This window comes from Novosphingobium rhizosphaerae (genome assembly GCF_050920675.1).
GTDB lineage: Bacteria > Pseudomonadota > Alphaproteobacteria > Sphingomonadales > Sphingomonadaceae > Novosphingobium > Novosphingobium rhizosphaerae.
Genome location: NZ_CP137862.1, coordinates 574,865 through 588,990, shown reverse-complemented (window position 1 = coordinate 588,990; position 14,126 = coordinate 574,865). Strand labels below are relative to the sequence as shown.

General features: G+C 65.9%; 14 protein-coding genes. 12 read left to right on the top strand and 2 right to left on the bottom strand.

Annotation, left to right across the window (positions count from 1 at the left end; genetic code table 11):
- The first annotated feature begins 195 nt into the window (after positions 1-195).
- Positions 196-1,041, top strand: a complete 846-nt coding sequence (locus R9J51_RS22405; protein ID WP_179562934.1) for a fumarylacetoacetate hydrolase family protein — start codon at positions 196-198, stop codon at positions 1,039-1,041.
- 58 nt (positions 1,042-1,099) lie between these two features.
- On the opposite strand, the gene R9J51_RS22400 is transcribed toward R9J51_RS22405, so the two are convergent.
- Positions 1,100-2,818 (bottom strand): DUF5597 domain-containing protein, encoded by a 1,719-nt coding sequence (locus R9J51_RS22400; RefSeq protein WP_179562936.1) that lies wholly within the window; start codon positions 2,816-2,818, stop codon positions 1,100-1,102.
- Positions 2,819-2,972: 154 nt separating this feature from the next.
- Here R9J51_RS22400 and R9J51_RS22395 point away from each other — a divergent pair, with 154 nt between their 5' ends.
- Genes R9J51_RS22395 through R9J51_RS22380 form a run of 4 tightly spaced genes read left to right on the top strand, consistent with a single transcriptional unit; the run spans position 2,973 to position 7,215 of the window.
- Positions 2,973-4,103, top strand: coding sequence for a fumarylacetoacetate hydrolase family protein (locus R9J51_RS22395; RefSeq protein WP_179562938.1), 1,131 nt, complete (start codon positions 2,973-2,975; stop codon positions 4,101-4,103).
- A gap of 17 nt (positions 4,104-4,120) precedes the next feature.
- Positions 4,121-4,894 (top strand): SDR family NAD(P)-dependent oxidoreductase, encoded by a 774-nt coding sequence (locus tag R9J51_RS22390; RefSeq protein WP_168557305.1) that lies wholly within the window; start codon positions 4,121-4,123, stop codon positions 4,892-4,894.
- Positions 4,885-5,781, top strand: coding sequence for an SMP-30/gluconolactonase/LRE family protein (locus R9J51_RS22385; RefSeq protein ID WP_179562940.1), 897 nt, complete (start codon positions 4,885-4,887; stop codon positions 5,779-5,781). The genes R9J51_RS22390 and R9J51_RS22385 overlap by 10 nt, the downstream gene beginning before the upstream one ends.
- A 21-nt stretch (positions 5,782-5,802) precedes the next feature.
- Entirely contained in the window at positions 5,803-7,215 is a 1,413-nt protein-coding gene (locus R9J51_RS22380) for a sugar porter family MFS transporter (protein ID WP_168557162.1), read from the top strand.
- 34 nt (positions 7,216-7,249) lie between these two features.
- On the opposite strand, the gene R9J51_RS22375 is transcribed toward R9J51_RS22380, so the two are convergent.
- Positions 7,250-7,909 carry a TetR/AcrR family transcriptional regulator gene (locus R9J51_RS22375; protein WP_432788045.1) on the bottom strand — a complete coding sequence of 220 codons (660 nt, stop codon included), beginning with the start codon at positions 7,907-7,909 and terminating at the stop codon, positions 7,250-7,252.
- A gap of 142 nt (positions 7,910-8,051) precedes the next feature.
- Here R9J51_RS22375 and R9J51_RS22370 point away from each other — a divergent pair, with 142 nt between their 5' ends.
- Genes R9J51_RS22370 through R9J51_RS22340 form a run of 7 tightly spaced genes read left to right on the top strand, consistent with a single transcriptional unit; the run spans position 8,052 to position 14,055 of the window.
- On the top strand, positions 8,052-9,245 hold the full coding sequence (locus tag R9J51_RS22370; protein WP_432788044.1) for an amine dehydrogenase large subunit: 1,194 nt from the start codon (positions 8,052-8,054) through the stop codon (positions 9,243-9,245).
- Complete coding sequence (locus R9J51_RS22365) at positions 9,242-9,730, top strand: MauE/DoxX family redox-associated membrane protein (protein ID WP_179562942.1); 489 nt, start codon at positions 9,242-9,244, stop codon at positions 9,728-9,730. The genes R9J51_RS22370 and R9J51_RS22365 overlap by 4 nt, the downstream gene beginning before the upstream one ends.
- Positions 9,730-10,320 carry a redoxin family protein gene (locus R9J51_RS22360; RefSeq protein WP_432788082.1) on the top strand — a complete coding sequence of 197 codons (591 nt, stop codon included), beginning with the start codon at positions 9,730-9,732 and terminating at the stop codon, positions 10,318-10,320. Before R9J51_RS22365 ends, R9J51_RS22360 begins: the two co-directional genes overlap by 1 nt.
- 3 nt (positions 10,321-10,323) lie before the next feature.
- Positions 10,324-10,890 carry a methylamine dehydrogenase light chain gene (locus R9J51_RS22355; protein ID WP_179562946.1) on the top strand — a complete coding sequence of 189 codons (567 nt, stop codon included), beginning with the start codon at positions 10,324-10,326 and terminating at the stop codon, positions 10,888-10,890.
- Positions 10,887-11,360 (top strand): c-type cytochrome, encoded by a 474-nt coding sequence (locus tag R9J51_RS22350; protein WP_432788043.1) that lies wholly within the window; start codon positions 10,887-10,889, stop codon positions 11,358-11,360. Before R9J51_RS22355 ends, R9J51_RS22350 begins: the two co-directional genes overlap by 4 nt.
- On the top strand, positions 11,357-11,827 hold the full coding sequence (locus R9J51_RS22345) for a cytochrome C (RefSeq protein WP_169475057.1): 471 nt from the start codon (positions 11,357-11,359) through the stop codon (positions 11,825-11,827). Before R9J51_RS22350 ends, R9J51_RS22345 begins: the two co-directional genes overlap by 4 nt.
- Before the next feature lie 29 nt (positions 11,828-11,856).
- Positions 11,857-14,055, top strand: coding sequence for a TonB-dependent receptor (locus tag R9J51_RS22340; protein ID WP_179562948.1), 2,199 nt, complete (start codon positions 11,857-11,859; stop codon positions 14,053-14,055).
- The last annotated feature ends 71 nt before the right edge of the window (positions 14,056-14,126 follow it).

Sequence of the window (14,126 nt, the reverse complement as noted above, 5' to 3'; positions counted from 1 at the left end):
AACCAAGGGTAGAAAATTCCGTGGTGGCGAGCCGGCCCGGAAGAGATTGCTGCGCTTGCACTTTATCTTGCCAGCGGTGCGTGTGGCTTTACCACGGGGCATGCTGCGTCACCGACGGTGGCTGGCCGAACAGCCGATGCTGCCGACGCGAACCATGCGGTTTGCACACCCCCGTTTCCCGGAAAAGGACCGATCATGAAATTGCTGCGCTATGGAAACCCTGGGGCGGAACGGCCGGGTCTGCTCGATGCCGAAGGTGCGGTGCGCGACTTTAGCGGCCATGTTGCCGATATCGACGGCAGCGCGCTTGATCCCGCCACGCTGGATCGGTTGCGCGCGCTCGATCCGGCCAGCCTGCCGCTGGTGGCTGAGCCAGGGCGGTTGGGCGCCTGCGTGGCCAAGGTCGGCAAGTTCGTGTGCATCGGCCTCAACTATTCCGACCACGCCGCCGAAACCGGCGCCACCGTGCCACCCGAACCCGTAGCGTTCATGAAGGCCACCAGCGCCATCTGCGGGCCGAACGATCCGGTGATCCAGCCGCGCGGCAGCACCAAGCTGGATTGGGAAGTGGAACTCGCCTTCGTCGTGGGCAGCCCGGTCAGCTATGCCGACGAGGACACCGCCCGCGCGGCGATTGCCGGATACTTCGTGTGCAACGACGTATCGGAACGGGCCTTCCAGCTTGAGCGCCAGGGCCAGTGGATGAAAGGCAAGGGTTGCGACAGCTTTGGCCCGATCGGCCCCTGGCTCGTCACGGCCGACGAAGTGGGTGACCCTGGCCAGCTGGCAATGTGGCTCGACGTGAACGGCACCCGCTATCAGGATGGTTCCACCCGCACGATGGTCTACCAGCCGGCCTTCGTGCTCAGTTACATGTCGCAGTTCATGAGCTTCCAGCCTGGCGACGTGATCACCACCGGCACGCCTGCCGGGGTTGGCCTGGGCTTGAACCCGCCCAAGTTCCTTCAGCCGGGGGACGTGATCGAACTGGGCATCGAAAAGCTGGGCACGCAGCGCCAGGTCGTGGTGCCCGCGCCCTGAAGCGCAAGGGCAGGGGAGCCGAGCCGGCCTGGGGTCGCCGGCCAGGCCCTGCCATGGCTCAATGGTCGGCGCCGACCGGGATCACCGCATTGCCCTTGATACGGGCATAGCGCACGCGCAGGACCTGCGGCAGGCCGGAAAAATTGAAGCCATAGTCGATCTGGTCGCCATTCCACACCCGATCGAACACCCAGCGCTGGCCGCCTTCACCGTCGGGCTCGTAATGCCCTTCCTCGGCGCGCAACAGCAGCAGCGATTCCCCCGGTGCGGGATCGGCCAGGGCGAGAGTGACCCGGGTATCGAACCCGGTGATCAGGAACTCGTCCGGCCCCAGTTGCGCCAGTGCAGCGCCGCCGGTTGGCTGGGTGTTGCCGGCCGGGGGATCGAACCCGAACTGATGCTGGCCAAAGCCGAGCGTCGCCTTGTAGCGCCCAAGCGTGAGTTCACGGGTGTGCTTGGCGGCCGGGTCGATCGGTTCACCCGCGGCGCGCACCAGGCCTTGCGCTCCGGCCTTGGCCCAGACCGACTGCATCGGCGCAAACAGGCGATAGATGCGGGCAAAGCCGTTGAGCGAACCATCGAGCGCGCGGGCGCCGAGCGGATAGTTGAAGTAACCGGTCTGATCCATGCCGAACGGCGAAAAGCCGATCGTGCCCTTGCCCAGCGCATCCCAGAAGAACCGGGCATATTCGGTGGAATTGCCGATTTCGGGCACCATCAGCGGATTATCCGGCCGCCCGTAGAAGCCCAGGTATGCGGCCACGGCCTTTTCATCGTGGTTGTAGATATCGGGTGCCACCAGATCGAGCGCGGGCGCTGCCAGCTTGTAGATGTCGATCACATGGTGGACCGGTCCACCGCTGGAATAAGTGGTGGCCGCCTGTCTGCCGAAAGCCGAGGCGAGGGCGGCATTGGCATACATCGGCAATGCCTTTTCCGCCTTGCCGGCGAGCGCCACGGTGTTGATGTAGCTGGCCACGTACCAGGCCTGGAAATATTCGTCGGCATCGCTGCCAAAGGCCTTGGCCCAGCTCTGCCCGGCCGGCTTGCCGTAATGCTTGAGCAGGGTGGTTGGCGCCGGCCCATCGAACAGCTTTTGCGCCTGGGGCGAAAAATCGCGCACATTGCCATAGCTGCCCACTTCGTTTTCCACCTGGACCATGATCACGGTGTTCTGCGGATCGGCTTGGCGCAAATGGCGCATCAAGGCGGCAAAGGCGCGGGTATCGGCCTTGAGCGTTTCGGTGCCGAGCGGGCTCATCGCATAGTGCACCTCGCCCTTGGAGGTGAGCATGTGGGGAAAGCGCACAGGGTTGAGCTTGACCCATTCGGGGGCATAGGCCGGCGCTGTATTCTTCCAGGTTGCAAACCACAGCAGGACCAGGCGCTTGTTATGCTGGCGCGCTTCGCCCAGCAGATGGTCGACCCAGGAAAAATCGAACTGGCCTTCGCGCGGCTCGATCTGTTCCCACGCCACGGGGATTTCCAGGGTGTTGGCGGACATGGCATCGATCGTGGGCCAGACCTGCTTGAGCGGCGCGGGATAATTGCTGGAGTTGTTGGCTTGCGCCCCCAGCATCAGGAACGGCGCGCCATCGACCACCAGCATCGCACCGGATTTCGTGCGTTCGATATGAGGAAGTGGCGCGGCCGTTTTGCCCTGCGCGATGGCCGGGCATGGCGCGGCCAGTCCTGCGGCCAGCGCGGTTGCCACGGCCAGTGGCAAGGCACGGCGGCATGCGTGGTGAAACAGCCCGAGCGGTGCGGCAAGCGGCATCGTCATCTCCCTGGTGGCAACTGTGGCCTCGCCCTGCGCGGGCAGGATCGTTGTTTGCCCGGCCGTGCCAAAAGCACTTGACAGCCGATGGGTTTGCATGATGGTAGCGCTATCAGAATTTGTCAACGATTGCCCGACGGTTGGGGGAGATAAAATGAACGGGGTTTCGTCAATCACAGCGCTGTTGCCCGACGATTGGGAATCGGGCCGGTTTCTGGGGCGGGTGGAAACGCCGGCCGGGCCCAGCCCCATCCTGGTGCAAGACGGCATTGCTTATGACATGGCAGCCGTGGCGCCAACCGTTTCGCAACTGGTTGAAATGCTGCCGCTCGATCCCGGTGCCGGCATTGTGCTGGGCCGGCTCGATGCGCTCGACCTGCCGTTGCTCAGCCCGGTGGACCTGCAATGCGTCAAGGCTTGCGGGGTCACGTTTGCCACCTCCACGCTCGAACGCGTGATCGAGGAACGCGCCCGCGGAGACTCGAGCAAGGCGCTGGAAATTCGCGCCCGCATCGAAGAGCGCGTGGGCGGTTCGATCCGTTCGGTCGTGCCCGGTTCGGCCGAGGCCGAAGCGCTCAAGGCCTTGCTGATCGAAGACGGGCTGTGGTCGCAATACCTGGAAGTGGCGATCGGGCCCTATGCCGAAGTCTTTACCAAGGCGCCGGTGCTGGCCACCGTAGGGCCGCTGGCGGCGATCGGCGTGCGCAGCGATTCCACCTGGAACAATCCCGAGCCCGAAGTGGTCCTGCTGGTCAACGCCACGGGCACCGTCGTGGGCGCGACGCTGGGCAACGACGTCAACTTGCGCGATATCGAGGGCCGCAGCGCGCTCTTGCTGGGCAAGGCCAAGGACAACAACGCGTCCTGCTCGCTCGGCCCGCTGGTGCGCCTGTTCGACGAGGGGTTTACCCTTGATGACGTGCGCCAGGCCGAAGTGGACCTGGTGATCGAGGGCACCGACGGCTATCGCCTGGAAGGCCATTCGAGCATGAACGAGATCAGCCGCGATCCGCTCGACCTGGTGCGCCAGACCTTAAGCGAGCATCAGTATCCCGATGGCTTTGCCCTGTTCCTGGGCACGCTGTTTGCCCCGGTGCAGGATCGCGACGATCCCGGCCGCGGCTTTACCCACAAAGTGGGCGACGTGGTCACCATCGCCACGCCGCGGCTGGGCAAGCTGGTCAACACCGTCGTCAACTGTCCGCAGGCGGAACCGTGGACCGTGGGCATCGGCGCGTTCTACGCCAACCTGGCCGCGCGGGGCCTCTTGGGGGAAAAGGCGTGAGCGGCCTTAACGGAGCAATGAACGGCAGCGACAAGCGCGCGATCTATCCCAGCCTGATGGGCAAGCGCGTGTTCATCAGCGGCGGCGGCAGCGGCATTGGCGAGGGGCTGGTCGAGGCCTTCGTGGCGCAGGGCGCGCATGTGGTGTTTTGCGATATTGCGGCCGAACAGGGCATCGCGGTGGCAACGCGCCTGGGCAACAGCCATGCGCCCGCCCCGCTGTTCCTGGAATGCGACTTGCGCGATGCCGAGGCGATTGCCGCCGTGATGCGCGCCGCCGAAGCGCATCTGGGCGGCATCGACGTGGTGATCAACAACGCCGGCAACGATGATCGCCATGCCGTGGAGGAAGTGACGCCCGCCTATTGGGACGAGCGCATGGCGGTCAACCTCAAGCACCAGTTCTTCGTGACGCAGGCCGCCGTGCCGGCGATGAAGCGCGCGGGCGGGGGCGCGGTGATCAACCTGGGGTCGATCAGCTGGCACCTGGGCCTGCCCGATCTGGTGATCTACCAGACCGCCAAGGCCGCGATCGAGGGGCTTACGCGCGGCCTGGCGCGCGAACTGGGCCGCGACAACATCCGCGTGACCGCGATCATCCCCGGCAACGTCAAGACGCCCCGCCAGGAACAGTGGTACACGCCCGAGGGCGAGGCCGAGATCGTGGCTTCGCAGTGCCTGGATGGGCGGCTGGTGCCGGCGGACGTCGCCGCCCTGGCGCTGTTCCTGGCCTCGGACGATGCGCGGCTGATCACGGGTCACGAATATTGGGTGGACGCGGGATGGCGCTGACCATTCCCGGCGCAAAACCAGAGGCGATCTGGCCGCTGGGCGCCACGCTGGGCGAAGGTCCGGTGTGGGTGGCGCGCGAAAACGCCCAGGATTCGGCCCTGTGGTTCGTCGATATCAAGGCGCCGGCGATCCATCGCTTCGTGCCGGAAACTGGGGCAACCGCCAGTTGGCCGGCGCCCGCGCAAGTGGGCTGGGTGCTGCCCTGCGCCGATGGCACGATGCTGGCCGGTCTGCAAAGCGGGGTGCATCGTTTCGATCCCGCGAGCGGGGCATTCAGCCTGCTCGCGGCCCCCGAAGCGCATCTGCCGGGCAATCGCCTGAACGATGCGACCGTCGCCGCCGATGGCGCGGTGTGGCTGGGTTCGATGGACGATGCCGAAGCGGCCGATACCGGGCGCATCTATCGGCTGCACGGCGCAGGCTGTGCGGACAGCGGCCTGCCACCCGTTTCGATCACCAATGGCCCGGCGTTTTCGCCCGACGGCACCACGCTCTATCACCACGATACGCTGGGCCGCCGCATCTGGGCGAGCACCGTGGCCGATGGCGTGGTCACGGAGACTCGCCTGTTCGCGCAGATCGAGGATGGCGCGGGCTATCCCGATGGGCCGGTGGTGGATGCCGAGGGCTGCCTGTGGGTGGGCCTGTTCGCCGGCTGGGGCGTGCGCCGCTATGACCCGGCGGGTCAATTGATCGGCACCGTTCCATTTCCCGTGGCCAACGTGACCAAGATCGCGTTCGGCGGGCCGGGCTTGCGCACCGCTTATGCCACGACGGCTTCCAAGGGCCTGGGGGCGGCAGAGCGCGCGGCCCAGCCCCTGGCGGGGGCCTTGTTTGCTTTCGACCCCGGCGTTGCCGGGCTGCCCTGCCATCTGGCGCAGGTATAAGAACAAATGGGAGAGGGAAGGATGACAGATACGGCAGGAGGCGCAGTGAACATGCGCCTGATCGGTGCCATCGTGGCCGTGGCCACGATCGGCGGGTTCATGTTCGGGTACGATTCCGGCGTCATCAACGGTACGCAAAAGGGGCTGGAGGCGGCGTTCGACCTGGGCAAGGTGGGCATCGGCGTGAACGTCGGCGCCATCCTCGTCGGTTCGTCGATCGGCGCGTTCGGGGCCGGGCGCCTGGCCGACAGCATCGGCCGGCGCGGCGTGATGAAGCTGGCGGCGATCCTGTTCCTGGCCAGCGCGCTGCTGGCCGGCGCGGCCGGGTCTTCGGTGATTTTCATCCTCGCGCGCATCGTCGGCGGGCTGGGCGTGGGCGCGGCCAGCGTGATCTCGCCGGTCTATATTTCCGAAGTGGTGCCGGCCAACGTGCGTGGCCGTTTGTCGAGCGTGCAGCAGGTGATGATCATCACCGGGCTGACCGGCGCCTTTGTGGTCAATTACATCCTGGCCCAGGTGGCCGGGGAATCGACCGCGATCCTGTGGGCGGGCCAGCCGGCCTGGCGCTGGATGTTCTGGCTGCAGGCGCTGCCGGCGGCGATCTATTTCCTGGCGCTGCTCGGCATTCCCGAAAGCCCGCGCTACCTGGTGGCCAAGGGCGATGAAGCCGGCGCGCAAGCGGTGCTCACCCGCCTGCTCGGCGCGGCGAGCGCCACGCGCACGGTCGCCGAAATCCGCGACAGCCTGGCGGCTGACCATCACCGTCCCAAGCTGTCTGACCTGATCGACCGCGCCACCGGCCGCATCCGCCCGATCGTGTGGACCGGGATCGGCCTTGCCGTGTTCCAGCAACTCGTCGGCATCAACGTGGTGTTCTATTACGGCGCCACGCTGTGGCAGGCGGTGGGCTTTTCCGAAAGCTATGCCCTGCAGACCAACATCCTGTCGGGCGTGGTCTCCATCGCCGGGTGCCTTGCCACGTTGCTGCTGGTCGATCGCATCGGGCGCAAGCCGTTGCTGCTGACCGGCTCGGCCGGCATGGCCGTGACGCTGGGCATCGTCGCCTGGGCCTTTTCCACCGCGGTGCATGGCGCCGATGGCGGCGTGTCGTTGCCCGGCCACAACGGCGTGATCGCGCTGTTTGCCGCCAATGCCTATGTCGTGTTCTTCAACATGAGCTGGGGTCCGATCATGTGGGTCATGCTGGGCGAAATGTTCCCCAACCAGATCCGTGGCTCTGGCCTGGCGGTTTCCGGCTTTGCCCAGTGGATTGCCAATGCGGCGATTTCGGTCAGCTTCCCGGCGCTGGTCGTCTCGCCGGGCCTGGCGATCACCTATTCGTTCTATGCCGCAGCAGCGGCGATCTCGTTCTTCTTCGTGCGCGCCATGGTCAACGAAACCAAGGGCGTGACGCTGGAGCAGATGCAGGGCTGATTGCGCCACGTCGGCCCTGGCCCGTCATGGCAGGTCAGGGCCGGTAGGTGCGCACCAGATCGAGGAACGACTGCACCGCGATATGCTCGATAGAGGGCATGCGCGGCTCGAACGGCTTGCCGTGGCCGGCAAACACGGTCATCCCTTCCATGCTCGCGGAAATGAACAGCGCCACGTCCTCGCGCACGTCAGGGGGCAGATCGGGCCGCATTTCGTCGATGATCGCGCGAAGCGGCGCGCGGGCGCGCACATAGAGCGCGTGCATCAGATCGAACACGAAAGGCTCGTGGTTGGACAGGGCCCAGATCTCGGGAAAGAGATGCGTGGTCTTCTTGGTGCGAATGTCTTCCAGAATGAATAGGCACACGCGGCGCAGGCGGTCTTCGGGAGAGGCACCGGGCATGTGCGCGATGGCCGTGAATTCCACTTCGTAAGACCGGATCACCGCTTCGAGCAGTTCGCGCACCAGGTCTTCGCGGCTGCGATAGTGGTAGGTGAGGTTGCCGAACTTCATGCCGCATGCCGTTGCGACTCGGCGCATCGACATGGCCGGGTAGCCATGTTCGATCAGGATGTTCAGCGCGGTGCGCAGGATCAGCTCGCGCGTTTCCTGGCCCTTGAGATAGCCGCCCTCGCGCTCTGGCACGATCAGGTCGGTCACCAGGCGTGGCACGCTATCCATCTGATTTTTCATCGTGTCTCCCCGGCTTCGGCCAGGTTGTAACACGCTTTTAAAAATAGGTCACTCGACAAATTTAGGTCAATTGACAGTTTTGTGTCTGAAAGATCATCTTGTGTTGCACAAGGCGAGCCCATCGGCCGCCATGGGGGGACACATGATGCGATCCTTCGCCCTTGCAGCAGGGCTTTCCCTATCGGTTCTGGCGCTTTCGATTGGGGGAAGCGGCACCGCGATTGCCGCGCCGGCTTTTCCCACGCCCTTGCCCGAGGAAACCCTGCCCAGCGTGGCCAAGCTGCCGGCGCAATGGCCGGCAAGCTGGGTGCTGATCCACGATTTCCGTTTCATGTCGATCGTCGACGGGCGAATTGCCGTGGTCGATACCGCCGATCCGGTCAGGCCGCTCAAGGGCCTGGTGCGCGCCGCGCAGTTCGCCAACATGCTGGTTTCGCCCGATCGCGGCGAAATCTACACCGCCGAAACGTTCTATACCCGCCTGTCGCGCGGCGAGCGCACCGACGCGATCACCATCTGGGACATGGCCACGCTCGAACCCAAGGGTGAGATCGTGCTGCCGGGTGGCAAGCGCCAGCAATCGGTCACCTATCCCCACTTGTTCCAGTTCACCAATGGCGGGAAATGGGCGCTGATTGCCAATTTCACCCCGGCGCAATCGGTGACGGTGGTGGACCTGGCGGCGCGCAAGATCCTGAATGAGATCGACCTGCCGGGCTGCGCGCAGATCTATCCCACCGGGGAACGCGGCTTTACCAGCCTGTGCGCCGATGGCTCTGCCTTCAGCGTGACGCTGGATGAAAAGGGCGCGGCGGCCAGTTCCAAGACCGTGCTCAAGGTGCAGGACATCGATCGCCAGCCGCTGTTCGGCACGCCGGCGATCGTGGGCAAGACCGCCTGGTTCGTGAGCTTTTACGGCATGGTCCAGGGCTTTGACCTGTCGGGCACGGTGATCCGTCCGCTGCCTGGCAGCTTCAGCGTGGGCAGCGCCGAAGGTGGCCAGCCCGAATGGCGCCCGGGCGGCTGGGAAGTGATCCACGCCGATGCCGCCGGCCGGCTCTATGTGCTGATGAGCCCCTATGGCAAGGAAGGCAGCCACAAGGATGGCGGCACCGAAGTCTGGGTGGTGGACCCGGTGAAGAAGGCCCGCGTGCAGCGCATAGCCTTGAAGGGCCAGAGCGTGGCCATTGCCGTGACGCGCGAAGAACAGCCCCATCTGGTGGCCGCGCGCGCCGATGGGGTGGTTGACGTCTATGATGCCGGCACCGGCGCCTTCGTGCGCACGCTGGGGGCCAATGTCGGCGCCAATCCGATCATGATCACGGTGCCGCGATGATGGCGCTCAACCTCTTTTGCGCCATGCTGCTGGCCGGATCGGCCGCGCACAAGGCCTTGGCCCGCGATCGGCTGGCGCCGGTGGCGGCGCGGCTGGCGGGTACAAGCGCCGCGCTTGGGCCCGTGGTTCTGCTGCTCGCCGGTGCTGGCGAGATGGCCGCCGCCGTGTTCCTGGTAACCCCGCCGCTCCACGCCGTGGGCGCGCTGATCGCGGCCGCGATCTGGGCGGCCTATGCCATCGCGTTGTGGCGCAAGAGCGGGCAGACACTCGATTGCGGGTGTGACCTGGCCGCCCGCGCCAAGCCGTTGAGTGCCGCCATCGTGGCGCGCCCGGCGGCGCTGAGCGCGCTGGCCCTCATCCTTTCCACCCTGCCGGCAGCGCCGCTCACGCTTGATGCGCCGTTCGCCGCTGCCGGCTTTTTCGCTCTCTACCTGGGCCTGGGCGAACTGCTCGCCACGCCCCGCCCTGCATGGAGGACCGCGTGATGCTGACCAGCCAGATCCTGTTGTGGACCGCCGTGATTATCCAGGCGCTGCTGATTGCCGCGCTCGCCCGCCAGGTGGGCGTGCTGCACGAACGCATTGCCCCGGCCGGCGCGCTCACCTTGCACCAGACCGTGGCCGTGGGTGAAAAGGCCACGCCGATGACGCTGGCCGATGTGGATGGCGCCCCGGTGGCCATCGGTAGCACGCGCCAGGGCCGCAGCCAGTTGCTGTTCTTCGCTTCGCCCGAATGCCCGATGTGCAAGTCCCTGCTGCCGGTGCTGCGCAGTTCGGCGCGGGCCGAGGCCAGCTGGCTTGACGTGGTGGTGGCCGGCGATGGCAGCAAGAGCGCCTATCGCGCCATGGCGCGCGAGCACGGCCTCGACGCGCTGCCGATGGTCTTGAGCGAAGCGCTGGGCCGCGCGTTCGGCGTCGCCAAGCTGCCCTATGCCGTGCTGCTGGACGAAGAGGGGCGCGTTGCCTCGCTCGGCCTCATCAACAGCCGCGAACATCTTGAAAGCCTGTTCGAAGCCAAGGAGCGGGGCGTCGCCTCGATCCAGGACTTCCTCGCCCGCCGCCACAAGGAGGCCTGAGCCATGCGGTTCGACAAGTTGACCGAAACGTTCGCCCGCCGCGTGGCGCGCGGCACCAGCCGCCGTTCGCTGTTGGCCCTGCTGGGCGCGGGCATGACCGGGGCCGCCGCCTTTCCGGTGCTGCCGGTGGCGCGCGCGGCCAGTAGTGAAGGGGGCCACGGTGCCCACCCCGGCGGCCCGGCGCGGCCGGCGATGGCCAGCGGGCTGGAACAGGACCCGGGCGACCAGGCGAGCTGCGATTACTGGCGCTATTGCGCGATCGACGGGTTCCTCTGTTCGTGCTGCGGCGGCAGCGTCAACACCTGCCCGCCGGGCACGGAAATGAGCCCGATCACCTGGATCGGCACGTGCACCAACCCGGCCGATGGCCGCGCCTATGTGATCAGCTACAACGATTGTTGCGGCACATCCTCGTGCGGGCAGTGCCTGTGCAACCGCAACGAGGGCGACCGGCCGCAAGTGCGCCCGCAGTCCAACAACGACTACAACTGGTGCCTGGGGTCGCAAAGCAGCGTCTACAACTGCTCGGTCGCGGCCGTGATCGGCGTGGCGCTGGAGAAAGCCAAGTGAAGCGCGGGGCGATCCTGGCGGCGGCGGCCGCGCTGGGCGGCGTGGCGCTGATCGGCGCCTATCCCTTGCGGGCCGCGCCCGATGGCGCCGCCGTCTTTGCCCGCTGCGCCGCGTGCCACACCCGTACCGGGGCCGGCGTGCCGGGGGCCTATCCCCCGCTCGGGGCCGATTTCCGCAGCCTGGCGGCCAAGGATGCCGGGCGGCGCTATATCGTGCTGGCCGTCACGCGCGGGCTGATGGGGCCGATCACCGTGGAAGGCAAGCCCTATGCCGGGGTGATGCCGGCGCAGGGCGGGCTGGACGATGGCGCCGTGGCCGCCGTGCTCAACCACGTCGGCACGCAAGTGGCCAAGGCCGGTCCGGCATTCCGCCCGTTTGCCGCCGAGGAAGTGGGCAAGCTGCGGCAAAGCGGGGCGGGCCTGGCCCCGGCCGACGTGGCGAGGCTGCACGCCGGGGCTGGCGGCAAATGAAGGCTCGGCCGCTTGCCCTGGTGCTGGTGGCCGGCAGTCTTGCGGCCACGCTGGCCACCGTTTCCACCCGCGCATCACCGGTGCCGGCAATGCGCGGCGTGGCCGATCCGGTGCAGGCGCGGACCGATTACCAGTTGAAATGCCAGGGTTGCCACCGCCCCGATGGCAGCGGCGACGGGGTTTCCAACCCGCCCATGCAGGGCGTGGTAGCCCAGTTCCTGGGCGTGCCGGGCGGGCGCGATTTTATTGCCCGCGTGCCCGGCGTTGCCACCACCGATCTGGATGACCGGCGCCTCGCCAATCTGGTCAACTGGACGCTCTACACCTTTGATGCGCGGCACATGCCTGCCGATTTCCGGCCCTATACCGCGCGCGAACTCGGCGCACTGCGCCAACATCCCCTTCGGCTTGAGCGTGCCGCGACGAGAGCGCGCCTGGTCGAGGGCTTTACCACCAAGCAGGACTGAACAGGGAACCAACCAGCGGAGGGAAGTCCATGAGGAAGCACGTTTTCGGCGGGGTGGCATTGGCCGCGATCGCCATGGCAGACCCCGTGCAAGCACAAACGGCGCCACAACCCCAGGATGCCGCTGCGGCGCCGGGCGAAATCGTGGTGACGGCGGCCAAGCGATCGGAAAACCTGCAATCGGTGCCGATTTCGGTTTCAGCCGTTGGCGGCGATCAGCTCGCCAAATCGCGTATCACCAATGTGGATAGCCTGGTGACCAAAGTGGCCAACCTGCAGTTGACCAGCATCGTGGGGGACAACACGCCGATCTTTGCCCTGCGCGGCGTTTCGATGTCGGACTACAGCCTCAACCAGTCCAGCCCGGTGGCGACCTATTACGACGAAGTCTACAAGGGCAACTTCGCGTTCCTGGGCGTGGCGATGTACGATCTGGAACGGGTGGAAGTGCTGCGCGGGCCGCAGGGCACGCTCTATGGCAAGAACACCACCGGCGGGGCGGTCAATATCATCAGCCGCGATGCCAAGCTCAATGACACCAGCGGCTATTTCAACGCCGGCTATGGCAATTACAACCGGGTGGACCTGAACGGCGCGGTCAACGTGCCGCTGGGCGACAAGGCTGCGCTGCGCGTGGCGGGCACGTTCGCGCGAGCCGATGGCTGGTTCAAGAACGTGGTGCCCGGCATGCCGGACCTGGCGGAAACGCGCGAATGGGCGGTGCGCGGCACTTTGAAGTGGGAGCCGCGCGATGGCGTGCGCTTTACCTTGCGCGCGTCGCACTCGTTCCAGAACCCGCACAACTATGGCATTTATGCCCAGCCCGAGGCGAGCAACCGGGCCGGGCTTTCCACCTGGCAGATCGCCAGCGACGTGGCGACGCGGCGCCGCGCGGTGACCAATTCGGTGGCGCTGACCGCCAATATCGATCTTACCGATGCGCTCGCGCTGACCAGCATCACCAGCTATGACGCCGGCACGCTGTTCTTTCGCGAGGATACTGACGGCACGGCCACGCGCCTGCTGGAAATTCCCTATTACGACAAGGCCAGCCAGTTTGCCCAGGACTTGCGCCTGACCAGCAATTTCGGCGGACCGTTCGATTTGATCCTTGGCGTCTATTTCAACCGCGAGAAAGTGTTCAACAGCACCTCGTTCGAAATCGCCACGGATGACGACGTGAACGGCGATGGCGCGATCACCGCCGCCGATTGCGCTGACGGTTTCCCGCTGGCCTGCAAGGTGAGCAACCGGTTCGACCAGGTGAAGAAGAGCGTCGCGCTCTACAGCGACCTCAAGTACAAGCTGACCGATGCGTTGACCTTGCGGGGCGGCCTGCGCTTTACCCACGATACCGGCTCGCAAAGCGGCTTCACGTCGAACGCCTATGGCTATGACGACGTGCTGGTCATGAACCTCATTCCCAATTCCACCCTGCGCTTCAAGACCGATAACCTGTCCGGCAAGGTCGGGCTCGATTACAAGCTGGCGAGCGGCGCGCTGCTCTATGCCAGCGTCAGCCGGGGCTACCGCGCGCCCAGTTTCAACGCCCAGGCCTTCTTCGATCCCAGCGAATTGAGCGTGGCCAAGGCCGAGCAGGTGACGTCCTATGAAGTGGGCGCCAAGACGCGGGCGTGGGACCGGCGCATTACGCTCAACATGGCGGCGTTCTATTACGACTATCGCAACCAGCAGTTCATCAACGTCGATCCCAGCACGGCCGCGCAGACCCTGCTCAACATTCCCAAGAGCCGGATCTATGGCGCCGAAGCCGAATTGAGCGTGCGCGCCAGCGATGCGCTTTCGCTGCGCGCCGGGTTGGGGCTGCTGTCTGCCCGCATCCAGAAAGGGACGGTCAGCGGCACGGATGTGGCCGGGCGCAAGCTGTCCAACGCGCCGGACCTGACGTTCAACGCAGGGATCGACCTGACGGTGGCCAAGGGCGGTTGGGGCGCGGTGTCGCTGCATCCCGAAGTGGCCTATCAATCGAGCCAATATTTCGAGGTGATCAACATCGCCCGGCTCGAACAGAAAGGCTATGCCCTGGTGAGCGGGCATATCGACTGGGAAAGCGCGGATGGGCGCTATTCCGCGTCGGCCTGGGCCAAGAACCTGGGCAACAAGCTCTATTTCACCTCGCGCGTCGATCTGCTGGCGGGGTTCGGGTTCGATTACAACCACATCGGCAATCCGCGCACCTACGGTGTGACGGTGGGCGCCAAGTTCTGATAGACTGCGGGCCGGGCGAAGGTGACGCAAGAGCGCCCGCCTGGTCAACGCGACAAGCGATGACGGAGAGA

Excerpts from the sequence above, each read along its gene's own strand:
- R9J51_RS22405 (WP_179562934.1), top strand. The coding sequence starts at position 196 with ATGAAATTGCTGCGCTATGGAAACCCTGGGGCGGAACGGCCGGGTCTG.
- R9J51_RS22370 (WP_432788044.1), top strand. The coding sequence starts at position 8,052 with ATGATGCGATCCTTCGCCCTTGCAGCAGGGCTTTCCCTATCGGTTCTG.
- R9J51_RS22380 (WP_168557162.1), top strand. The coding sequence starts at position 5,803 with ATGACAGATACGGCAGGAGGCGCAGTGAACATGCGCCTGATCGGTGCC.
- R9J51_RS22340 (WP_179562948.1), top strand. The coding sequence starts at position 11,857 with ATGAGGAAGCACGTTTTCGGCGGGGTGGCATTGGCCGCGATCGCCATG.
- R9J51_RS22385 (WP_179562940.1), top strand. The coding sequence starts at position 4,885 with ATGGCGCTGACCATTCCCGGCGCAAAACCAGAGGCGATCTGGCCGCTG.
- R9J51_RS22395 (WP_179562938.1), top strand. The coding sequence starts at position 2,973 with ATGAACGGGGTTTCGTCAATCACAGCGCTGTTGCCCGACGATTGGGAA.
- R9J51_RS22400 (WP_179562936.1), bottom strand. The coding sequence starts at position 2,818 with ATGCCGCTTGCCGCACCGCTCGGGCTGTTTCACCACGCATGCCGCCGT.
- R9J51_RS22365 (WP_179562942.1), top strand. The coding sequence starts at position 9,242 with ATGATGGCGCTCAACCTCTTTTGCGCCATGCTGCTGGCCGGATCGGCC.
- R9J51_RS22375 (WP_432788045.1), bottom strand. The coding sequence starts at position 7,909 with ATGAAAAATCAGATGGATAGCGTGCCACGCCTGGTGACCGACCTGATC.
- R9J51_RS22355 (WP_179562946.1), top strand. The coding sequence starts at position 10,324 with ATGCGGTTCGACAAGTTGACCGAAACGTTCGCCCGCCGCGTGGCGCGC.
- R9J51_RS22360 (WP_432788082.1), top strand. The coding sequence starts at position 9,730 with ATGCTGACCAGCCAGATCCTGTTGTGGACCGCCGTGATTATCCAGGCG.
- R9J51_RS22390 (WP_168557305.1), top strand. The coding sequence starts at position 4,121 with ATGAACGGCAGCGACAAGCGCGCGATCTATCCCAGCCTGATGGGCAAG.
- R9J51_RS22345 (WP_169475057.1), top strand. The coding sequence starts at position 11,357 with ATGAAGGCTCGGCCGCTTGCCCTGGTGCTGGTGGCCGGCAGTCTTGCG.